Origin of the sequence: Streptomyces flaveolus, assembly GCF_014648815.1 — a bacterium.
In the GTDB taxonomy this organism is placed as follows: domain Bacteria; phylum Actinomycetota; class Actinomycetes; order Streptomycetales; family Streptomycetaceae; genus Streptomyces; species Streptomyces flaveolus.
Genome location: NZ_BMRV01000015.1, coordinates 186,922 through 203,074, shown reverse-complemented (window position 1 = coordinate 203,074; position 16,153 = coordinate 186,922). Strand labels below are relative to the sequence as shown.

The window sequence follows — 16,153 nt, the reverse complement described above, 5'->3', positions numbered from 1 at the left end:
GGGGCGTCGGCCGCCGCCGTGATGTTCAGCTCGTCGACGTCCGCGTAGGCGTCGTAGTGCGAAACGAGCTCCATGATGGCCATGGACTTGTCCATGAATCTCTCCTTGTCGACGTCCGTGCGTGCCTGGTCAGGCGGGCACGGAACCGGGAACCCGTAGGCCGGACGGCACTGCGGGACGTTCGGACGGGGCGCTGTTGTGCGCCGGGCGGGCCGGGTCGATGCCCGCCTCGGTGAAGCGGGCCACGACGGCGCGCTCCAGGTCGGTAGCACCGGCCGCGCCGTCGAGCAGGGCGCGGGCCAGGGCGGTGGCACGGTGCTGGCCGAAGCTCAGGCCGGACATGCCGGGACGGTCGTCCTCCGGTTCCCGGGCCACGGCGACGCCGGGCGCCACGGGCTCGGCGAAGACGGACGTCTCGCTCCCGACGCCGGGTGTCCCCGACAGCGCCTCGGCGAGAGCCGGCACCTCGGGCCACGACTCCTGTCCGAGGTACACGACCAGAGCGTCGCGCCGGGGGTACAGCGCCTTGGCGGACAGGATCTTCGAGCGGTACGCGACCCCGCCCTCCTCCAGGTGACCGAGGGCGCGGGCCCACACCCCGGCGGCGTCCTGCCATCGTGTGACGTGGACGTACACGCGCAGCACCTCCCGGTGGGGGCTGCGCGGCAGCGAGCCGTCCACCACGAAGAACCCGGGCGACAGAGCGGGCCGGCGTGCGGGGACGTCGAGGGTCACGACCTGCCCCGCCGTGAGTCCGCCGTCCGTGCGGACGGCGTGCGCCGGCACCCACACCCGCACACCGTCCCGTTCGACCAGGGCGCGTGCGTCGGGGCCGTCGTCCTGCGGGGGGACATGCAGCCGTGCGCGGGCGACGCTCCGCTCGTGCGGCACCGCCGCGCCGAGGACGCGTTCGAAGGCCTCGTCCCGCAGCCGGAAGGACAGCTGCCCCTTCTCGACGAACTGTCCCGCGTGCAGGATGTCGTACAGCGCCTCGGCCAGCAGCCGGCGCATCTCGCGCGGGCTGTCCGCCGTGACCTCCCGGTCGGCCACCTGCGCCCGGGTGCCGTCGTCGGCGACGGTCACCTGCCCGAGCGCTTCCCGCAGCCGGGCGGGCAGTGTGCCGGGAACGACCTGTTCCGGTGCCTGGATCATGCGGCCACCTCGTGTTCTTCGGCTTCTTCGGCGAGGTCCGTGAAGCCGAGCGTGGTCACGAACCTCTCGGGGTCGATGAGCGCGGCCCGGCCGATGCCCGCCGCCGCCCGTTCGATGCCGGAGAGCCTCGACGTCCGGGACGCGCCCGCCATCAGCCGGTCGAGCATGTGCCAGCCGGCGTACGCGGTGGCCCTCGTGGCCAGTTGCCCGTCCACCGTGGGACGCGCCTGCCGGTAGCCGCGCCAGAAGGCGGTCACCAGCGGCAGCAGCCGCTGCATCTTCTCCGCGCCGCGGCTGAGGACGGTCTCGTGCGTCAGTTCGACGTCCTGGAAGGCCACGTCGCCACGGGTGGTGACGATGTCCAGTACCGAGCGGTGCAGCCACTCGCCGGCGAAGGCGCCGACGTCACGGGCCGGGTCCGCCAGCCTGAACTCCTCCCAGTCCGTCACCAGGAAGTCCTCGTCCCGCACCAGGAACTGATCGACCCGCAGGTCGCAGTGGGACGGCACCCGGGGCGCCTCCCGCTCCCTGGCACGCAGCTCCCCGATGGCCCTGACCAGGCCCTCGTCGGTCTGCATCAGCCGCCAGCCCTGCAGCTCGGCGAAGCTCAGCGACTCGAAGACCGGCAGCGGCAGTCCCCGCAGGAACCCCTCCGGCGGATGGGGCGGCCGGGACTCGTCGAGCGCGGGGGAGCTGCCGGCCGGCGCCTCGTGGAGCAGCCCGATGGCCCGCCCGACGCGCTCGGCGAGTCCGGTCCCGAAACTTTCGTCGATCATCAGCTCCGCACCGCTGCGCGCGTCCTCGACGAGGTCGTAGGCGACCAGGGCCGCCTCCTCGTCCGCGCCCAGGAAGGCCGGGCCGCGCAGCGCAGCCGTGGGCAGGGTCTCGGCGAAGGACTCGAAGGACAGCAGGCGCCGCATGCGCGCCCGGACATCGGCGGCGGGGCCGATCAGGTGCTTGACGAAGACCTTGCGCCCACCGGCGGTGGTGCCCGCCCAGGAGTCGTTGCGCCCGACCGGTGCCGTCAGGGAGTCCCGGACGAACGGTCCCGTTCCCAGTTCGACGAGCAGCGCGTCCACCGACGGCACCTCGTCCAGATCTCGCGGCTTGAAGGTCGCCGCACGGTTGTTGCCCACAATCCCTCACAGACCTCGGAGAGCCGACCGACCGGTCACTGCCAGCCGTTGACGGGGCCGGGGGGCCCGGTGACGGGACCGGAGATTCCGGTGACGGGACCGGGGAGCTCGGGAAGGTGCTCCCGAATGTCCTCGATCATCTGCCGGATTTCCCCGGGAATCCGCTCGCCGTTCATCTCCGCGGAATGCGGGACGACCGGCTCCCGGTCCTCGGCGAAAGCGCTGCCGGCCGCCATGGGCGATCCGCCGATCAGCAGGGCGGTACCGGCGACCACACCCACGCGGGCGATGGAGCCGACGACGAGCGAATGGAAATTCCTCTTCACTGTTCCCCCTCGATTTCCCTCTCACGAAGACTTTCTCAGCGTTGACGGTCACACTCCACAGAGATCGGTGACATGTTGGTGCAGGGGGCGGTCAGGTTGCTGCAGTGCCCGCCGGACGGGCCGGGGGGCGGGCGGGAAGGCGGCAGCGGGGCAGGCCGGCATCCGGGAGACCGGCAACGCACAGGGGTACCCGCGGTCCGCGGCTCGGCCGGCTCAGATGGCGGGATGCGGGAGGCGGGTGACGGCGGCGCGTGACGCGCGCGTGCTCCCGCTGAGCTTCCGCCGCGCGGAGGAGTGCCGGCGTCCACGGCCTCGTCGCCGAGGCGGGACGCGGGAGCGCGGTGAGTGCCCGGAGCCGGACTCGAACCGGCACGCCCGCGAAGGGGCAGCGAGGTTTAAGCTCGCCGTGTCTGCATTCCACCATCCGGGCAGGCCATGGGCACCGCGTCGAGTGCCTCGACCCTATCGGGACACGCCCCTGCGGCAGCGGGCGGGCGGACCGATGTTGTCTTATTTTATTGGCGCCTGAGGGTGCATCAGCTCCGTGGGCAGGCCATCCGCACTTGCCAACAGCCTCGCGTGCGACGGTCGGCCACGTATGCGGAATGACGGGATTTCACCGTCTCGACCAGGCCGGCCGACCTGTTCTCGCGCCCGCCTGCGACAACGGGCCCGTCACGGGCGCCGTCAGGGGTCGCCCTTCGGGGTCGCCCGTCATCCGCAGGTATGACACCGACCGCGGCCGTCCGACCACAGTCGCCCCCCGAAACCGGAACAGCGGCTGACTACACGGCACCCCGCGGCCGGGACGATGGATGACGTCCCCGAGCACACCGCCGTACCGACAGGAGCACCCTTCCCGTGACCACCGCACCCATCGCCGACCGGTCCACCACCGTGGCCGCGCGCGCCACGGAGCTTTCCAAGATCTACGGCCAGGGCGAGACCCAGGTGGTCGCCCTCGACCGGGTCTCCGTCGACTTCCGGCAGGCCGAGTTCACCGCGATCATGGGCCCGTCCGGCTCCGGCAAGTCCACGCTGATGCACTGCGTCGCCGGGCTGGACACCTTCTCCTCCGGTTCGGTGCGCATCGGCGACACCGAGCTGGGCTCGCTGAAGGACAAGCAGCTGACCAAGCTGCGCCGGGACAAGATCGGCTTCATCTTCCAGGCGTTCAACCTGCTGCCGACGCTCACCGCACTGGAGAACATCACCCTCCCGATGGACATCGCGGGCCGCAAGCCGGACAAGCAGTGGCTGGACTCCGTGATCCAGATGATCGGCCTGTCCGACCGGCTCGGCCACCGTCCCTCCCAGCTCTCCGGCGGCCAGCAGCAGCGCGTCGCCGTGGCCCGGGCCCTTGCCTCCCGGCCGGAGATCATCTTCGGTGACGAGCCGACCGGGAACCTCGACTCCCGCTCGGGCGCCGAGGTACTGGGCTTCCTGCGCAACTCCGTGCGGGAACTGGGACAGACGGTCGTGATGGTCACCCACGACCCGGTGGCCGCCGCCTACGCGGACCGGGTGGTCTTCCTCGCGGACGGACGCATCGTCGACGAGGTGTACGGGCCGACGGCCGACAAGGTGCTGGACCGTATGAAGCGCTTCGACGCCAAGGGCCGCACCAGTTGACGCGCCGAGCACCAGCTGACGCCCCACCGCCTTCCATCCCGTACGTCTGGACGAAGTAGACCCATGTTCCGTACCGCCTTGCGCAACGTCTTCGCGCACAAGGCCAGGCTGTTGATGACCGTGCTCGCCGTGATGCTCGGCGTGGCGTTCGTGTCCGGCACCCTGGTCTTCGCGGACACCCTCTCCAACGCCTTCCGCAACCAGTCGGCGAAGAGCTACGACGACGTCGCCGTCGCCGTCACCTCGCACGCCGACCCGGACAACCCCCGGGAGGAGCCCGGCCTCTCCGGCAAGGTCCTCGACCGGATCTCCGCCGTGGACGGCGTCGCCGGGGTGTACGGCCGCGTCGAGGGCTTCGCCGGAGTCGCCGACCCCGACGGGAAGCTCATCGGCGTCGGCTGGTCCAACAAGGGCTCCAACTTCGCCCCCGGCAAGGACGGCAAGGACACCGCCTACACGTTCACCGACGGCTCCGGCCCGGTGAAGGACGACCAGATCGCCCTGGACGAGGAGTCCGCCGCCAAGGGCGAGTACCAGGTCGGCGACCGGGTGCGCGTCGCGACCAACGGCCCAGTGAAGGAGTACACCCTCAGCGGGGTGTTCACCACCGAGGACGGCGCCGTCAACGCCGGCGGCAGCCTGGTCCTCTTCGACACGGCCGTCGCCCAGAAGCAGTACCTCCAGCCGGGCTACTTCGAGAGCGTCACCGTCACCGCCGCCCCCGGCGCGAGCGACACGAAGATCCTCGGCGCGGTCGAGACGCTGCTGCCGGACACCGCCGAGGCCCGGACCGGCCAGGCGCTCGCGGACGAGCAGGCCGAGCAGATCGAACAGGGCCTGGGCAACCTCAAGCAGGTCCTCCTCGGCTTCGCGGGCATCGCGCTCTTCGTCGGCATCTTCCTGATCTCCAACACGTTCACGATGCTGGTCGCCCAGCGCACCAAGGAGATCGCCCTGATGCGCGCCGTCGGCGCGTCCCGCCGGCAGATCACCCGCTCGGTGCTCGCCGAGGCCGCGCTGGTGGGCCTGGCGGCCTCGGCCGTCGGCTTCGTCCTCGGCATCGGTCTGGCCGTCGGACTGCGCTCCGGCATGGCCGCGTTCGACATGAAGATGCCGGACGGTCCGCTGGTCCTGTCGGCCACGCCGGTGGTCGCGGCGGTCTCGGTGGGCGTGCTGATCACGATGTTCGCCGCCTGGCTGCCCGGCCGCCGGGCCGCGAAGATCCCGCCGGTGGCGGCCATGAACAGCGTCCACGCGGTGGCCACCACCAAGTCGCTGGTGCTGCGCAACTCCATCGGTGCGGCCGTCACCGCCCTCGGTGCGGCGGGGATCGTGGCGGGTGCCTCGACCGGCGGCGACGACGGGCGGATGTACATCGGGGCGGGCGCGTTCCTCGCGCTGATCGGCGTGATCGTGCTGATCCCGCTGCTGTCCCGGCCCGTGATCGCGCTCGTCCGTCCGCTGCTCGTCGGCCCGTTCGGGGTGGCGGGCAAGCTGGCCGGCCAGAACGCGGTCCGCAACCCGCGCCGCACCGGCGCCACCGCCTCGGCGCTGGCGATCGGGCTGACGCTGGTGACCGGCCTGTCGGTGCTCGGCGTCACGGTCGGCGCGGCCATCGACAAGATGACCACGGACAACATCAAGGCCGACTACATGGTCTCGATGGCCAACGGAGGCGACCTCGACCGGTCCGCGCTGACGGCACTGGAGAAGGCCCGGGGCGTGTCCGCGGTCTCGCCGCAGCAGGACGCCTACTTCCGGGTCGACGGCGACTACGTGTCCGCCTCGGCGGTCACCCCGGGCGACATCGAGAAGGTCCTGACCGTCGACGTCGTCAGCGGCAGCGCGGGCTCGCTCGCCGAGGGCCGGATCGCGGTCGCCGAGAAGACGGCCGAGAGCAGGGGCTGGAAGACCGGCGACACCGTTCCCGTCACCTTCGACGACGACGAGAAGGCCACGCTGACGGTCGGCGCCGTCTACAAGGACAGCGAGTTCCTCTCCCCCGTCCTCGTCGACCGCGAGGTCGTGGACCGGCACGAGACGAAGCCGTCGATCCGGCAGATCTTCGTGAAGGTCGACGGGGGCCAGTCGGCGGCGAACGAGAACGTCCTCGTCGACGCGCTCGGCGACAACCCCGCGATCACCGTGATGGACCGGCAGGACATCCGCGACGAGTTCGGCGGCGCCATCAACACCCTGCTGAACGTCATGTACGGCCTGCTGGCCATGGCCCTGATCATCGCGGTGCTCGGCGTCGTCAACACCCTCGCGATGTCCGTCTTCGAACGGCAGCAGGAGATCGGCATGCTGCGTGCGATCGGTCTGGACCGGCGCCGGGTCAAGCGGATGGTCCGGCTGGAGGCCGTCGTGATCTCGGTGTTCGGCGCGGTGGTCGGCATCGGTCTCGGCACGTTCCTCGGCTGGGCGATCGGCGAGACCGTCGCGGACCAGATCCCTGGGTACGCGCTGGTCCTGCCCTGGGACCGGATCGGGATCTTCGTGGTGCTGGCCGGTCTGGTGGGCGTCCTGGCCGCGATGTGGCCGGCCCGCAACGCCGCCCGGCTGAACATGCTGAACGCGATCAAGGCCGAGTGACCTCGCCGCGCCGCGGCACACCGAGGGCCGGACTCCCCGCGCGGGGGCCCGGCCCTTCGGGTCGTGTCCGGCCCGGCCCTTCGGGTCGTGTCCGGATCAAGCGCGGCCGGGCGCACCCCACACGCGGGCCCGCAACGGCATCCCGGAGGCGCCCGACTCGGGGGTCTTGACGGCGAGGACCTGGTTGACGCCGATGCGGTTGTGCTCGAAGGCGAGCGCGGAGGCGGCCATGTACAGGCGCCAGACGCGGGCCCGGCCGGGGCTGACGAGCCGGGTGGCCGCCTCCCACCCGGACTCCAGGTTGGTCACCCAGCGACGCAGGGTCAGCGCGTAGTGCTCGCGGATCGACTCGACGTCGCGCACCTCGAACCCGGCGCGCTCCAGCTGGGTGACGGTGGTGCCGACGGGGGCCAGCTCGCCGTCGGGGAAGACGTAGGCGTCGATGAACTCGTCCACGTTGTAGGTGGACTCGTCCCGCTGGGGGCGGCGGGCGATCTGGTGGTTCAGCAGCCGCCCGCCGGGCTTGAGGAGCCGGTGCAGGTCGACGGCGTACTCCAGGTACCGCTCGGCACCGACGTGCTCGGCCATGCCGATGGACGAGATCGCGTCGTACGGTCCGTCGGCGACGTCCCGGTAGTCCTGGACGCGGATCTCCACCCGGTCGGTGAGCCCCTCGTCGGCGACCCGCTTGCGCGCGTAGGCGGCCTGCTCCTGCGACAGCGTGACACCGACGACGCTCACGCCGTGCTCGCGGGCCGCGTGGATGGCCATGGAGCCCCAGCCGCAGCCGACGTCGAGGAGGCGCTGACCGGACTTCAGGCCGAGCTTGCGGCTGACGAGTTCGAGCTTGTCGCGCTGGGCGGTCTCCAGGGTGCCGCCCTCGGACTCGGGTGCGGACCAGTAGGCGCAGGAGTACACCATGGACGGGCCGAGGACGAGTTCGTAGAAGTCGTTGCCGACGTCGTAGTGGTGGCTGATGGCGCGCCGGTCGCTGCGCTTGGTGTGGAGGTGGCCGCGGGCCCTGCGGATCTCCTCCTGCGGCGGCGCGGGCGGCAGCGGCGGACCGGCGAGCCTCACGAGCCCGCGGACGGCGGCCCGCACCTCGGGGTCACGGAGGGCGGCGGCGAGCCCCCGGGCGTCCTCGCCGCGTTCCCAGATGAGCCCGGCGAGCAGGTCGAGGGTGGCGTAGAGGTCCCCCTCGATGTCGAGTTCCCCGGCCACCCAGGCCCGGGCCAGCCCCAGCTCGCCCGGCTTGAACAGCAGCCGGCGCAGTGCCCTGCGGTGACGGACGACGAGCGTCGGCGCGCCGGGCGGACCCGCCTGCGAACCGTCCCAGGCGCGAACGCGCACCGGAAGCGGTGCTCCCAGCAACTGTTCGAAGAGGTTCTGCAGCCGCAGCGCGGCATCAGCCATGGCGTACCTCCGTGACAAGCGATCCCGGAATGTCCTGACACCACGTAAACACCTGGGACCCCCGCGTACAGTCCCCGGCGCGCGTTACGACTGAGCAAAATACGTGTATACACCATGTTCCTGTCGCCCTGTTGGCGCAACGACCGAGGACGAGGGCCCGGACACGCCGAAGGGGCCGCCCGCACCACGGATGGCGGGCGGCCCCTTCGGGGTGTTGCCGGTACTACGGTTGCGGGTGACCGGGGGTCAGGAGGCCTTGGCCTCGGTCTTCTCCGCCGGCTTCTCGCTGGCCTTCGGCGCGGCCGGGGCCGGCTTGGCGGCCTCGTAGAACTCCTCGCGCGGCGTCTCGATCGCACCGAGGGAGACGACCTCGCGCTTGAGGAACATGCCGAGCGTCCAGTCCGCGAGGACACGGATCTTGCGGTTCCAGGTCGGCATCGCGAGACCGTGGTATCCGCGGTGCATGTACCAGGCGAGACGTCCCTTGAGCTTGATCTTCATCTTGCCCATGACGATCATCGCGACGCCCTTGTGAAGGCCGAGGCCCGCCACCGCGCCCTTGTTGGCGTGGCTGTACTCCTTCTGCGGGAAGCCCCGCATGCCGGAGACCACGTTGTCGCCGAGGACCTTGGCCTGGCGCAGCGCGTGCTGGGCGTTCGGCGGGCACCAGGCGTTCTCGTTGCCCGCCTTGCGGCCGACGAGGTCCGGGACCTGGGCGTTGTCGCCCGCGGCCCAGATGTAGTCCGTGCCGGTGACCTGGAGGGTGGGCTGGCAGTCGACGTGACCGCGCGGACCCAGCGGCAGACCGAAGCGGGACAGGGCCGGGTTCGGCTTGACGCCGGCCGTCCACACGATGGTGCTGGAGTCGACCTCGAGGCCGTTCTTCAGCACCACGTGACCGTCGACGCAGGAGTCCATCGAGGTGGAGAGGTAGATCTCCACACCGCGGCTCTCCAGGTGCTCCTTGCCGTAGGCGCCCAGCTTCGGGCCGACCTCGGGGAGGATCTTGTCGGCGGCGTCGACGAGGATGAAGCGCATGTCCTCGCGGGACACGTTCTTGTAGTACTTGGCCGCGTCGCGGGCCATGTCCTCGACCTCACCGATGGTCTCCGCGCCGGCGAAACCGCCGCCGACGAAGACGAAGGTGAGCGCCTTGCGGCGGATCTCCTCGTCGGTGGTGGAGTCGGCCTTGTCCAGCTGCTCCAGGACGTGGTTGCGCAGACCGATGGACTCCTCGATGCCCTTCATGCCGATGCCCTGCTCGGCGAGGCCGGGGATCGGGAAGGTGCGGGAGACCGCGCCCATGGCGATGACCAGGTAGTCGAAGGGCAGCTCGTACGCCTCGCCGACCAGCGGGGCGATCGTGGCGACCTTGCGGTCCTGATCGATGGTGGTGACCCGGCCGGTGAGGACCTCCGCCTTCGGAAGCACGCGTCGCAGGGGGACGACGACGTGCCGCGGGGAGATGTTGCCGGCGGCGGCTTCGGGGAGGAAGGGCTGGTAGGTCATGTACGACCGCGGGTCGACGACGGTGACGGTCGCCTCGCCGTAACGCATCTTCTTCTGGATGCGTCGAGCTGCGTACAGGCCTACGTACCCACCGCCTACTACGAGGATCCTGGGACGCTCCGTGGTGCTCATGGCATCGAGTATCCACCCGTCCGAGGGGGGTGGTTCGTGCGCCCCTTCACAAGCTTCGGTGGACGCTGTGCTACCATCCGCCGCCCACGTGACGGAGATCATGGCGGGGGAAGGAACCAGCGTGTAGTGCACCCCGTTGTCAATGCCGCGTGAGCTGCCGCTCCGCGCCTTCGAGGGCGGTGGACCAGCCCTCGCCGGACCCTCCCCGGTGCCCCGTCCGAACACCGTCCTGAACACGTTCAAAGGGCAGTTGAACCCCCAAAAGGGTCAATCGACGGTCTTTCCTCGTCCGACGGGGCCCAATTCCTTGTGAAGAACTTCACGAAGTTTCCCGACGAGATGTCGCCGGGGGCCCCTCGCGAGGCCCCCGGGCGCGCTCAAACGTTGTCCGGCCTGCTCAGAGAGCCACCGCGGACCCCTACGCCACCGACCACGCGATGCCGTCGAGGATGTCGTGCTCGCTCACGACGACCTCCTCCGCACCCGTCCGCTCCATGATCGCCAGGAGCACCAGCGCCCCGGCCGCGATCACGTCGACCCGGCCCGGGTGCATCGAGGGCACCGCGGCACGTTCGGCGTGGGTGGAGCGCAGCAGCCAGTCGGTGATCTCGCGGACCCGGTCGCGGGAGACCCGGGAGTGATGGATGGCGGCCGAGTCGTACTCCGGCAGCTCCTGCGCGATCGCCGACACCGTCGTCACGGAGCCGGCCAGACCCACCAGCGTGCGCGCCTCCCGCAGCGGCACCGACTGCTCGGCGAGGTCCAGGGCCGCCTCGACATCGGCCCGTATGGCCGCGATCTGGTCCTCGGACGGCGGGTCGGTCACCGCGCCGTCGCGGACCAGGTGCCGCTCCGTCATCCGGACGCAGCCGACGTCCACGGAGCGGGCGGCCCGCACCTGGTCGTCGCCGACCACGAACTCGGTCGAGCCGCCGCCGATGTCCACGACCAGGTAGGGCTTGTCGAGGTCCGCGCGGCCGGTCAGCTCCTTCGTCGCGCCCGTGAAGGAGAACTCGGCCTCCTGGTCGCCGGAGATGACCTCCGGCTCCACGCCGAGGATGTCCAGCACCCCCTGCACGAACTCGTCCCGGTTCTCCGCGTCCCGGGAGGCGGAGGTCGCCACGAAGCGCAGCCGCTCGGCGCCGTGCTCCTTGATGATCCCGGCGTACTCGCGGCAGGCGGCGAACGTCCGCTCCAGCGCCTCCGGCGCCAGCCGCCCGGTGCGGTCGACGCCCTGCCCGAGCCGCACGATGGTCATGCGCCGGTCCAGGTCGGTCAGCTCGCCCGTCGCAGGGTCCGCGTCGGCCACCAGGAGCCGGATCGAGTTCGTACCGCAGTCGATGGCGGCGACACGGGTCACTTGGCGTCCTCCCCACAGGTCCCGGAAACCGTCACGCACGGCCCCTTGCCCCACCACTCGGGCAGCATCCCGATCGCCTCGTCGCCCAGCGGGTTGACGCCGGGACCGGCCGCCAGCGAGTGGGCGACCAGCACGTGCAGGCACTTCACCCGGTCCGGCATGCCGCCCGCGCTCGGGAAACCGGTCAGCTCCTCGATCTCGTCGCGCCGCCGGATGTAGTCCTCGTGCGCCGCCCGGTAGGCGTCGGCCAGCTCCGGGTCGGCGGCCAGCCGCTCGGTCATCTCCTTCATCACGCCGTTCGCCTCCAGCGTGCCGATCGCGGAGGCCGCCTTCGGGCACGTCAGGTAGTACAGCGTGGGGAACGGCGTGCCGTCGGGCAGCCGCGGCGCCGTCTCGACGACGTCCGGCTGTCCGCAGGGGCAGCGGTGCGCGATGGCGCGCAGGCCGCGCGGGGGACGCCCGAGCTGCTGCTTGAAGGCCTCCACGTCCGCGTCGGTGGGCTCGGTGCGCGGGGTGGTCGGCGGGGGAGTCTGCATGACTGTCTTCTGCTGGTCTTCCTGTTGAGTCACTGCCGGTGGGCGGCGGCGTCGGCCTTGTCGACCCCGTCCCACACGTTCCGGTACCAGGGACGGTCGGCCGCCCCGACGTCGGTGCGCGCCTGCTCGGCCGCGTGCGGGTCGACGACGATGAACCCCGTCTCCCCCGGCATCACGTAGTGCAGCCGCAGGCGGATCTGCTGCTCGGCGTACGCGTCGTCCTGCCAGCGTGCCTTGAGGTCGCGCAGGTCCTCGACCCGCTGGCGGGTCCGCGCCTGCTCCTCGCGCAGGTCGGCGATCTCCGCGCGCTGGGCGACGTACTGCCGTATCGGGTAGGCGAGCGCCACGACGAGCGAGCACAGCACCATCGCAAGCAGCGCCGCCCGGCCGGTCAGACGGGAACGGCGGGCCTGGCGCTTGGTCTGCGAACGGTAGACCCGGGCCGCGGTCTGTTCCCCGATGATCCGGATCCTGGTCGCGGTGGAGAAACGGTCCCGGTCCTTCACGGCCATCTGGTCTCCGCCTCCCGTGCACGCGCGTACGTCCCCGCACACGGTACGGGACCGGGTACGGGGACGTACGTACGACGCTGCCTTCTACCGGGCTGTCAGCCCTTGAAGCGCGGGAACGCGCTGCGGCCGGCGTACACCGCGGCGTCGTCGAGGATCTCCTCGATGCGCAGCAGCTGGTTGTACTTGGCGACGCGCTCGGAGCGGGCCGGGGCGCCGGTCTTGATCTGGCCGCAGTTGGTGGCGACGGCCAGGTCGGCGATGGTGACGTCCTCGGTCTCGCCGGAGCGGTGGGACATCATGCACTTGAAGCCGTTGCGCTGGGCCAGCTCCACGGCGTCCAGGGTCTCGGTCAGCGAACCGATCTGGTTGACCTTGACCAGCAGGGCGTTGGCGGCACCGTCCTCGATGCCGCGGGCCAGACGCTCCGGGTTGGTGACGAACAGGTCGTCGCCGACGAGCTGGACCTTGTCACCGAGCTTGTCGGTGATGGTCTTCCAGCCCTCCCAGTCGTCCTCGAACAGCGGGTCCTCGATGGAGACCAGCGGGTACGCCTCGACCAGCTCGGCGTAGTACTCGGTCATCTCGGCGGCCGAGCGCTCCTTGCCCTCGAAGGTGTAGGAGCCGTCCTTGTAGAACTCGGACGCGGCGACGTCCAGCGCGAGCGCGATCTGCTCGCCCGGGGTGTAGCCGGCCTCCTTGATGGCCTCGAGGATGAGGTCGAGCGCCTCACGGTTGGAGCCGAGGTTCGGGGCGAAGCCGCCCTCGTCGCCGAGGCCGGTGGCCAGACCCTTGCCCTTCAGCACCTTCTTGAGGGTGTGGTAGACCTCGGTGCCCCAGCGCAGCGCCTCGGAGAAGGACTCCGCGCCGATCGGGGCGATCATGAACTCCTGGATGTCCACGTTGGAGTCGGCGTGCGAGCCGCCGTTCAGGATGTTCATCATCGGCACCGGCAGCAGGTGCGCGTTCGGACCGCCCAGGTAGCGGAACAGCGGCAGGTCGCTGGCCTCGGAGGCGGCGTGGGCGACGGCGAGGGAGACGCCGAGGATGGCGTTGGCGCCCAGCGAGCCCTTGTTGTCGGTGGCGTCCAGGTCGAACATGGCCTGGTCGATCAGGCGCTGCTCGGTGGCGTCGTAGCCGACGAGCTCCGGGCCGATCTGCTCGATGACGGCGAGGACGGCCTTCTCGACACCCTTGCCGTGGTAGCGGTTGGGGTCGCCGTCACGGAGCTCGATGGCCTCGAAGGCACCGGTGGAGGCGCCGGACGGAACGGCGGCACGCCCCGTGCTGCCGTCGTCGAGGCCGACCTCGACCTCGACCGTGGGGTTGCCTCGGGAGTCCAGGATTTCCCGGGCTACGACGACGTCGATGGACGGCACGAGCATCTCCTTCTTCAATGTGACGCTTCGGTGTGACGCGGGTCCGCGAGGACCGCAGCGGCTCTGCGGGACGAGCCTAACCGGCTCCGGGCGATCGGCCAGCCGGTCGCCCACCCGATGGACAGAACCGAGAGTAAATTGTTTCCGAACGGAACAAAGACCGTTCACGGAAACCCGGCGGCCTCCCCCGGCCACCGGGGCGTGAAAAACCCGCCCCGGTGCGTACGGGGGAACACGCACCGGGGCGGGAGCAGGGCGGGCCGCCGCTTACTTGAGGTGCAGCTGCTGGCCCGGGTAGATCAGGTCGGCCTCGTCGACGATGTCGTCGTTCAGCTTGAACAGCTTCGCCCAGCCGCCCTCGACGTGGTGCTCCGCGGCGATCGAGCTGAGCGTGTCGCCCTTGACGACCTTGTACTCGCCGTCGCCCTTCTCGACCTTCTTGCCGGTCGGGGTGGTGACGGTCTTCTTCTCGGCCTTCGTCTCGGCCTTGGCGGCCGGACGCTCGGAGGAGCGGGAGGCCTTCTGCTCGGTGGACCGCTCGGCCGTGGAACCGCCGCTCTGGCTCTGCGAGCTCTCGGAGCTGCCGGAGGACTGCGAGGAGCCGCCGTCCTGGCTCTCGGCGGAGCCGCCGGTGTACGCGGCGCTCGACAGGCCGGTGCCGCAGACCGGCCAGGCACCCTTGCCCTGGCCCGCGAGCACCTTCTCGGCGACCGCGATCTGCTGCGTCTTGCTCGCCTGGTCGGCGGTCGAGGCGTACTGCGTACCGCCGTAGGCGGCCCAGGTGGAGGCCGAGAACTGCAGACCGCCGTAGTAGCCGTTGCCGGTGTTGATGGACCAGTTGCCGCCGGACTCGCACTGGGCGACGGCGTCCCACTCGGACGCGGTGGCGGCGGAGGCGTTGCCGGCCGCCATCAGCGGGGCGGCGACGGCGGCACCGGTGACGCCGGCGACGGCGATGACACGGGTGGCCTTGGACGGACGACGGTGCTTGCCCTTGCCGGAAAACAGCATGGTTGATCCCCTCACCGACGCCTGCGAGGTGAGCTGTCGGGTTCGGGCCGGTTGAGTTGCCCGGCCGGGTCCCTTGCGGGACTCGGCTTCACCCCTAGCCGCTCCGGATCGCTGCCCGGCGCGGCACTTACCTTGGGTCCCCCGCTCCTGCCTGCGGCGCTTGACGCGACGACTGTTCCCGTACCGCCACTGGCAGGATTCGGCGTTGTGGCGGTCGGGGCCCGCGGTGGCGAGCGGTCACGACCGTAGACATGCGCTCGGCCGATTTTCAAAGACGATCACGGCTTCTGAGACCTATCTCTCACGTGATCCAAAACGGACATACAGCCTCTAACCATGACGCGAACTACCCCTGGTTTTCGACCGGTTCGCCCCCGACCATGAGCTTCTGACCGGGCAGGATGTGGTCCGGGTCGGCGCCGACCACGTCCTTGTTGTCGGCGTAGAGCGCGTGCCATCCGCCGGTGAGGTCAAGGGAGTCGGCGATGCCCCACAGACTGTCGCCCGAACGGACGGTGTACGAGCCGTCCGTGAGGCCGCGGCCGCCGTTCTCGTCGCGCGAGGCGTGCCGCCCCGACGACTCCGCCGTACGGCCGTCCACCGCGCCCTCCTCGGCGCTGTCGCCGCGGTGCCGGCCGGTCGTGGTCCCCTCGGTGCCGGTGAGCCCCGAAGCGGCGTCAGTCTGCCCCGACTTGTCCGACTCCTCACCGCCCGGCGCGGCGGCACCCGTGCCGTCGGACGCCTGCGCGTCACCGTCGGCCGGAGTGCCGGACGGGGTGGACGTGTCGGACTTGGCCGTTTCGTCCCCACTGCCCGACGCGGCGTCAGTCGTGGCCGAGGCGGACGGCGACGGGGAGCCGGACCGGGAGGGGGACTGGGACGGGGAGGGGGTCGCCGAAGAAGACGATTCGGGGACGGACTCACTGGAATCGGTCAACCCGGATGACCCGGGCGTACCCGAAGTGCCCGAACCGCTCTCCCCCGCCGACGCCCCGTCACCCGGAGCCCCGGTGCCGCCGGACAGGACTCCCGAGTCGTTGCCCAGCCCCGCGAGCAGGCCGCAGGTCGGCCAGGCGGCGATGCCCTGGGCCGCGAGCACCTTCTCGGCGACGGCTATCTGCTGCGAGCGGCTCGCCTGGTCGGCGCTCGACGCGTACCCCAGACCGCCGTACTGCTCCCAGATGTCCTGGGACAGCTGCAGGCCGCCGTAGTACCCGTTGCCGCTGTTCTGGCTCCAGGCACCGCCCGTCTCGCACTCGGCGACCCGGTCCCAGTTCGTTCCGTCGGCCGCGTGGGCGCCGGTGGCCCCCAGGAGCGGGATCGCGATGGCGGAGCCGGTCACTCCTGCAGCGACGACCAGGGCGGGAGCCTGGCGGGGGCGACGGTGACGACCGTTCCCGGAGAGCATGCGACGACCTTTCACGAGACAGCGAGGGCGGCGCGGCGAGTGATGCTCGGCGCCA

The 16,153-nt window shown here is 70.9% G+C and carries 13 protein-coding genes, 1 tRNA gene and 1 riboswitch; of the genes, 2 read left to right on the top strand and 12 right to left on the bottom strand.

The window, feature by feature from the left end:
• Positions 1-129 precede the first annotated feature (129 nt).
• From IEZ05_RS29545 to IEZ05_RS29530, 4 genes are all read right to left on the bottom strand, one after another.
• Entirely contained in the window at positions 130-1,152 is a 1,023-nt protein-coding gene (locus IEZ05_RS29545; protein ID WP_189233316.1) for a T3SS effector HopA1 family protein, read from the bottom strand.
• Complete coding sequence (gene lxmK / locus IEZ05_RS29540; protein WP_229869913.1) at positions 1,149-2,288, bottom strand: class V lanthionine synthetase subunit LxmK; 1,140 nt, start codon at positions 2,286-2,288, stop codon at positions 1,149-1,151. The genes IEZ05_RS29545 and lxmK overlap by 4 nt, the downstream gene beginning before the upstream one ends.
• A gap of 35 nt (positions 2,289-2,323) precedes the next feature.
• On the bottom strand, positions 2,324-2,614 hold the full coding sequence (locus IEZ05_RS29535; protein WP_189233315.1) for a hypothetical protein: 291 nt from the start codon (positions 2,612-2,614) through the stop codon (positions 2,324-2,326).
• 346 nt (positions 2,615-2,960) lie between these two features.
• Positions 2,961-3,044 (bottom strand) — tRNA-Leu (locus IEZ05_RS29530).
• Positions 3,045-3,475: 431 nt separating this feature from the next.
• Here IEZ05_RS29530 and IEZ05_RS29525 point away from each other — a divergent pair.
• Together IEZ05_RS29525 and IEZ05_RS29520 are read left to right on the top strand one after the other, a co-directional pair.
• Positions 3,476-4,246: an ABC transporter ATP-binding protein gene (locus tag IEZ05_RS29525; RefSeq protein ID WP_189233314.1), complete on the top strand. Its 771-nt coding sequence runs from the start codon at positions 3,476-3,478 to the stop codon at positions 4,244-4,246.
• A 63-nt stretch (positions 4,247-4,309) separates the two neighbouring features.
• Positions 4,310-6,841 carry an ABC transporter permease gene (locus IEZ05_RS29520; protein WP_189233313.1) on the top strand — a complete coding sequence of 844 codons (2,532 nt, stop codon included), beginning with the start codon at positions 4,310-4,312 and terminating at the stop codon, positions 6,839-6,841.
• Positions 6,842-6,937: 96 nt separating this feature from the next.
• Here the strand turns inward: IEZ05_RS29520 and IEZ05_RS29515 are convergent, their stop codons facing one another.
• From IEZ05_RS29515 to IEZ05_RS29480, 8 genes are all read right to left on the bottom strand, one after another.
• Positions 6,938-8,254: an SAM-dependent methyltransferase gene (locus IEZ05_RS29515; protein ID WP_189233312.1), complete on the bottom strand. Its 1,317-nt coding sequence runs from the start codon at positions 8,252-8,254 to the stop codon at positions 6,938-6,940.
• Positions 8,255-8,500: 246 nt separating this feature from the next.
• A complete protein-coding gene (locus tag IEZ05_RS29510; protein ID WP_189233311.1) occupies positions 8,501-9,895 on the bottom strand; it encodes an NAD(P)/FAD-dependent oxidoreductase in 1,395 nt (464 codons plus the stop codon).
• A 418-nt stretch (positions 9,896-10,313) separates the two neighbouring features.
• Positions 10,314-11,255: a Ppx/GppA phosphatase family protein gene (locus IEZ05_RS29505; protein ID WP_189233310.1), complete on the bottom strand. Its 942-nt coding sequence runs from the start codon at positions 11,253-11,255 to the stop codon at positions 10,314-10,316.
• A complete protein-coding gene (locus IEZ05_RS29500; protein ID WP_189233309.1) occupies positions 11,252-11,791 on the bottom strand; it encodes a DUF501 domain-containing protein in 540 nt (179 codons plus the stop codon). Before IEZ05_RS29500 ends, IEZ05_RS29505 begins: the two co-directional genes overlap by 4 nt.
• A gap of 29 nt (positions 11,792-11,820) precedes the next feature.
• Positions 11,821-12,303, bottom strand: a complete 483-nt coding sequence (locus IEZ05_RS29495) for an FtsB family cell division protein (protein ID WP_189233308.1) — start codon at positions 12,301-12,303, stop codon at positions 11,821-11,823.
• Between the two features lie 95 nt (positions 12,304-12,398).
• Positions 12,399-13,679: a phosphopyruvate hydratase gene (gene eno, locus IEZ05_RS29490; protein ID WP_189233307.1), complete on the bottom strand. Its 1,281-nt coding sequence runs from the start codon at positions 13,677-13,679 to the stop codon at positions 12,399-12,401.
• A 267-nt stretch (positions 13,680-13,946) separates the two neighbouring features.
• Positions 13,947-14,690 (bottom strand): LysM peptidoglycan-binding domain-containing protein, encoded by a 744-nt coding sequence (locus IEZ05_RS29485; protein WP_189233306.1) that lies wholly within the window; start codon positions 14,688-14,690, stop codon positions 13,947-13,949.
• Positions 14,691-14,693: 3 nt separating this feature from the next.
• Positions 14,694-14,859: riboswitch (cyclic di-AMP (ydaO/yuaA leader) on the bottom strand.
• 177 nt (positions 14,860-15,036) lie between these two features.
• Positions 15,037-16,098, bottom strand: a complete 1,062-nt coding sequence (locus IEZ05_RS29480; RefSeq protein ID WP_189233305.1) for a LysM peptidoglycan-binding domain-containing protein — start codon at positions 16,096-16,098, stop codon at positions 15,037-15,039.
• Positions 16,099-16,153: the final 55 nt, after the last annotated feature.

Coding starts and splice junctions, on each gene's coding strand:
- IEZ05_RS29495 (WP_189233308.1), bottom strand. CDS start 12,303: ATGGCCGTGAAGGACCGGGACCGTTTCTCCACCGCGACCAGGATCCGG.
- IEZ05_RS29485 (WP_189233306.1), bottom strand. CDS start 14,690: ATGCTGTTTTCCGGCAAGGGCAAGCACCGTCGTCCGTCCAAGGCCACC.
- IEZ05_RS29500 (WP_189233309.1), bottom strand. CDS start 11,791: ATGCAGACTCCCCCGCCGACCACCCCGCGCACCGAGCCCACCGACGCG.
- IEZ05_RS29480 (WP_189233305.1), bottom strand. CDS start 16,098: ATGCTCTCCGGGAACGGTCGTCACCGTCGCCCCCGCCAGGCTCCCGCC.
- IEZ05_RS29545 (WP_189233316.1), bottom strand. CDS start 1,152: ATGATCCAGGCACCGGAACAGGTCGTTCCCGGCACACTGCCCGCCCGG.
- IEZ05_RS29510 (WP_189233311.1), bottom strand. CDS start 9,895: ATGAGCACCACGGAGCGTCCCAGGATCCTCGTAGTAGGCGGTGGGTAC.
- IEZ05_RS29520 (WP_189233313.1), top strand. CDS start 4,310: ATGTTCCGTACCGCCTTGCGCAACGTCTTCGCGCACAAGGCCAGGCTG.
- IEZ05_RS29515 (WP_189233312.1), bottom strand. CDS start 8,254: ATGGCTGATGCCGCGCTGCGGCTGCAGAACCTCTTCGAACAGTTGCTG.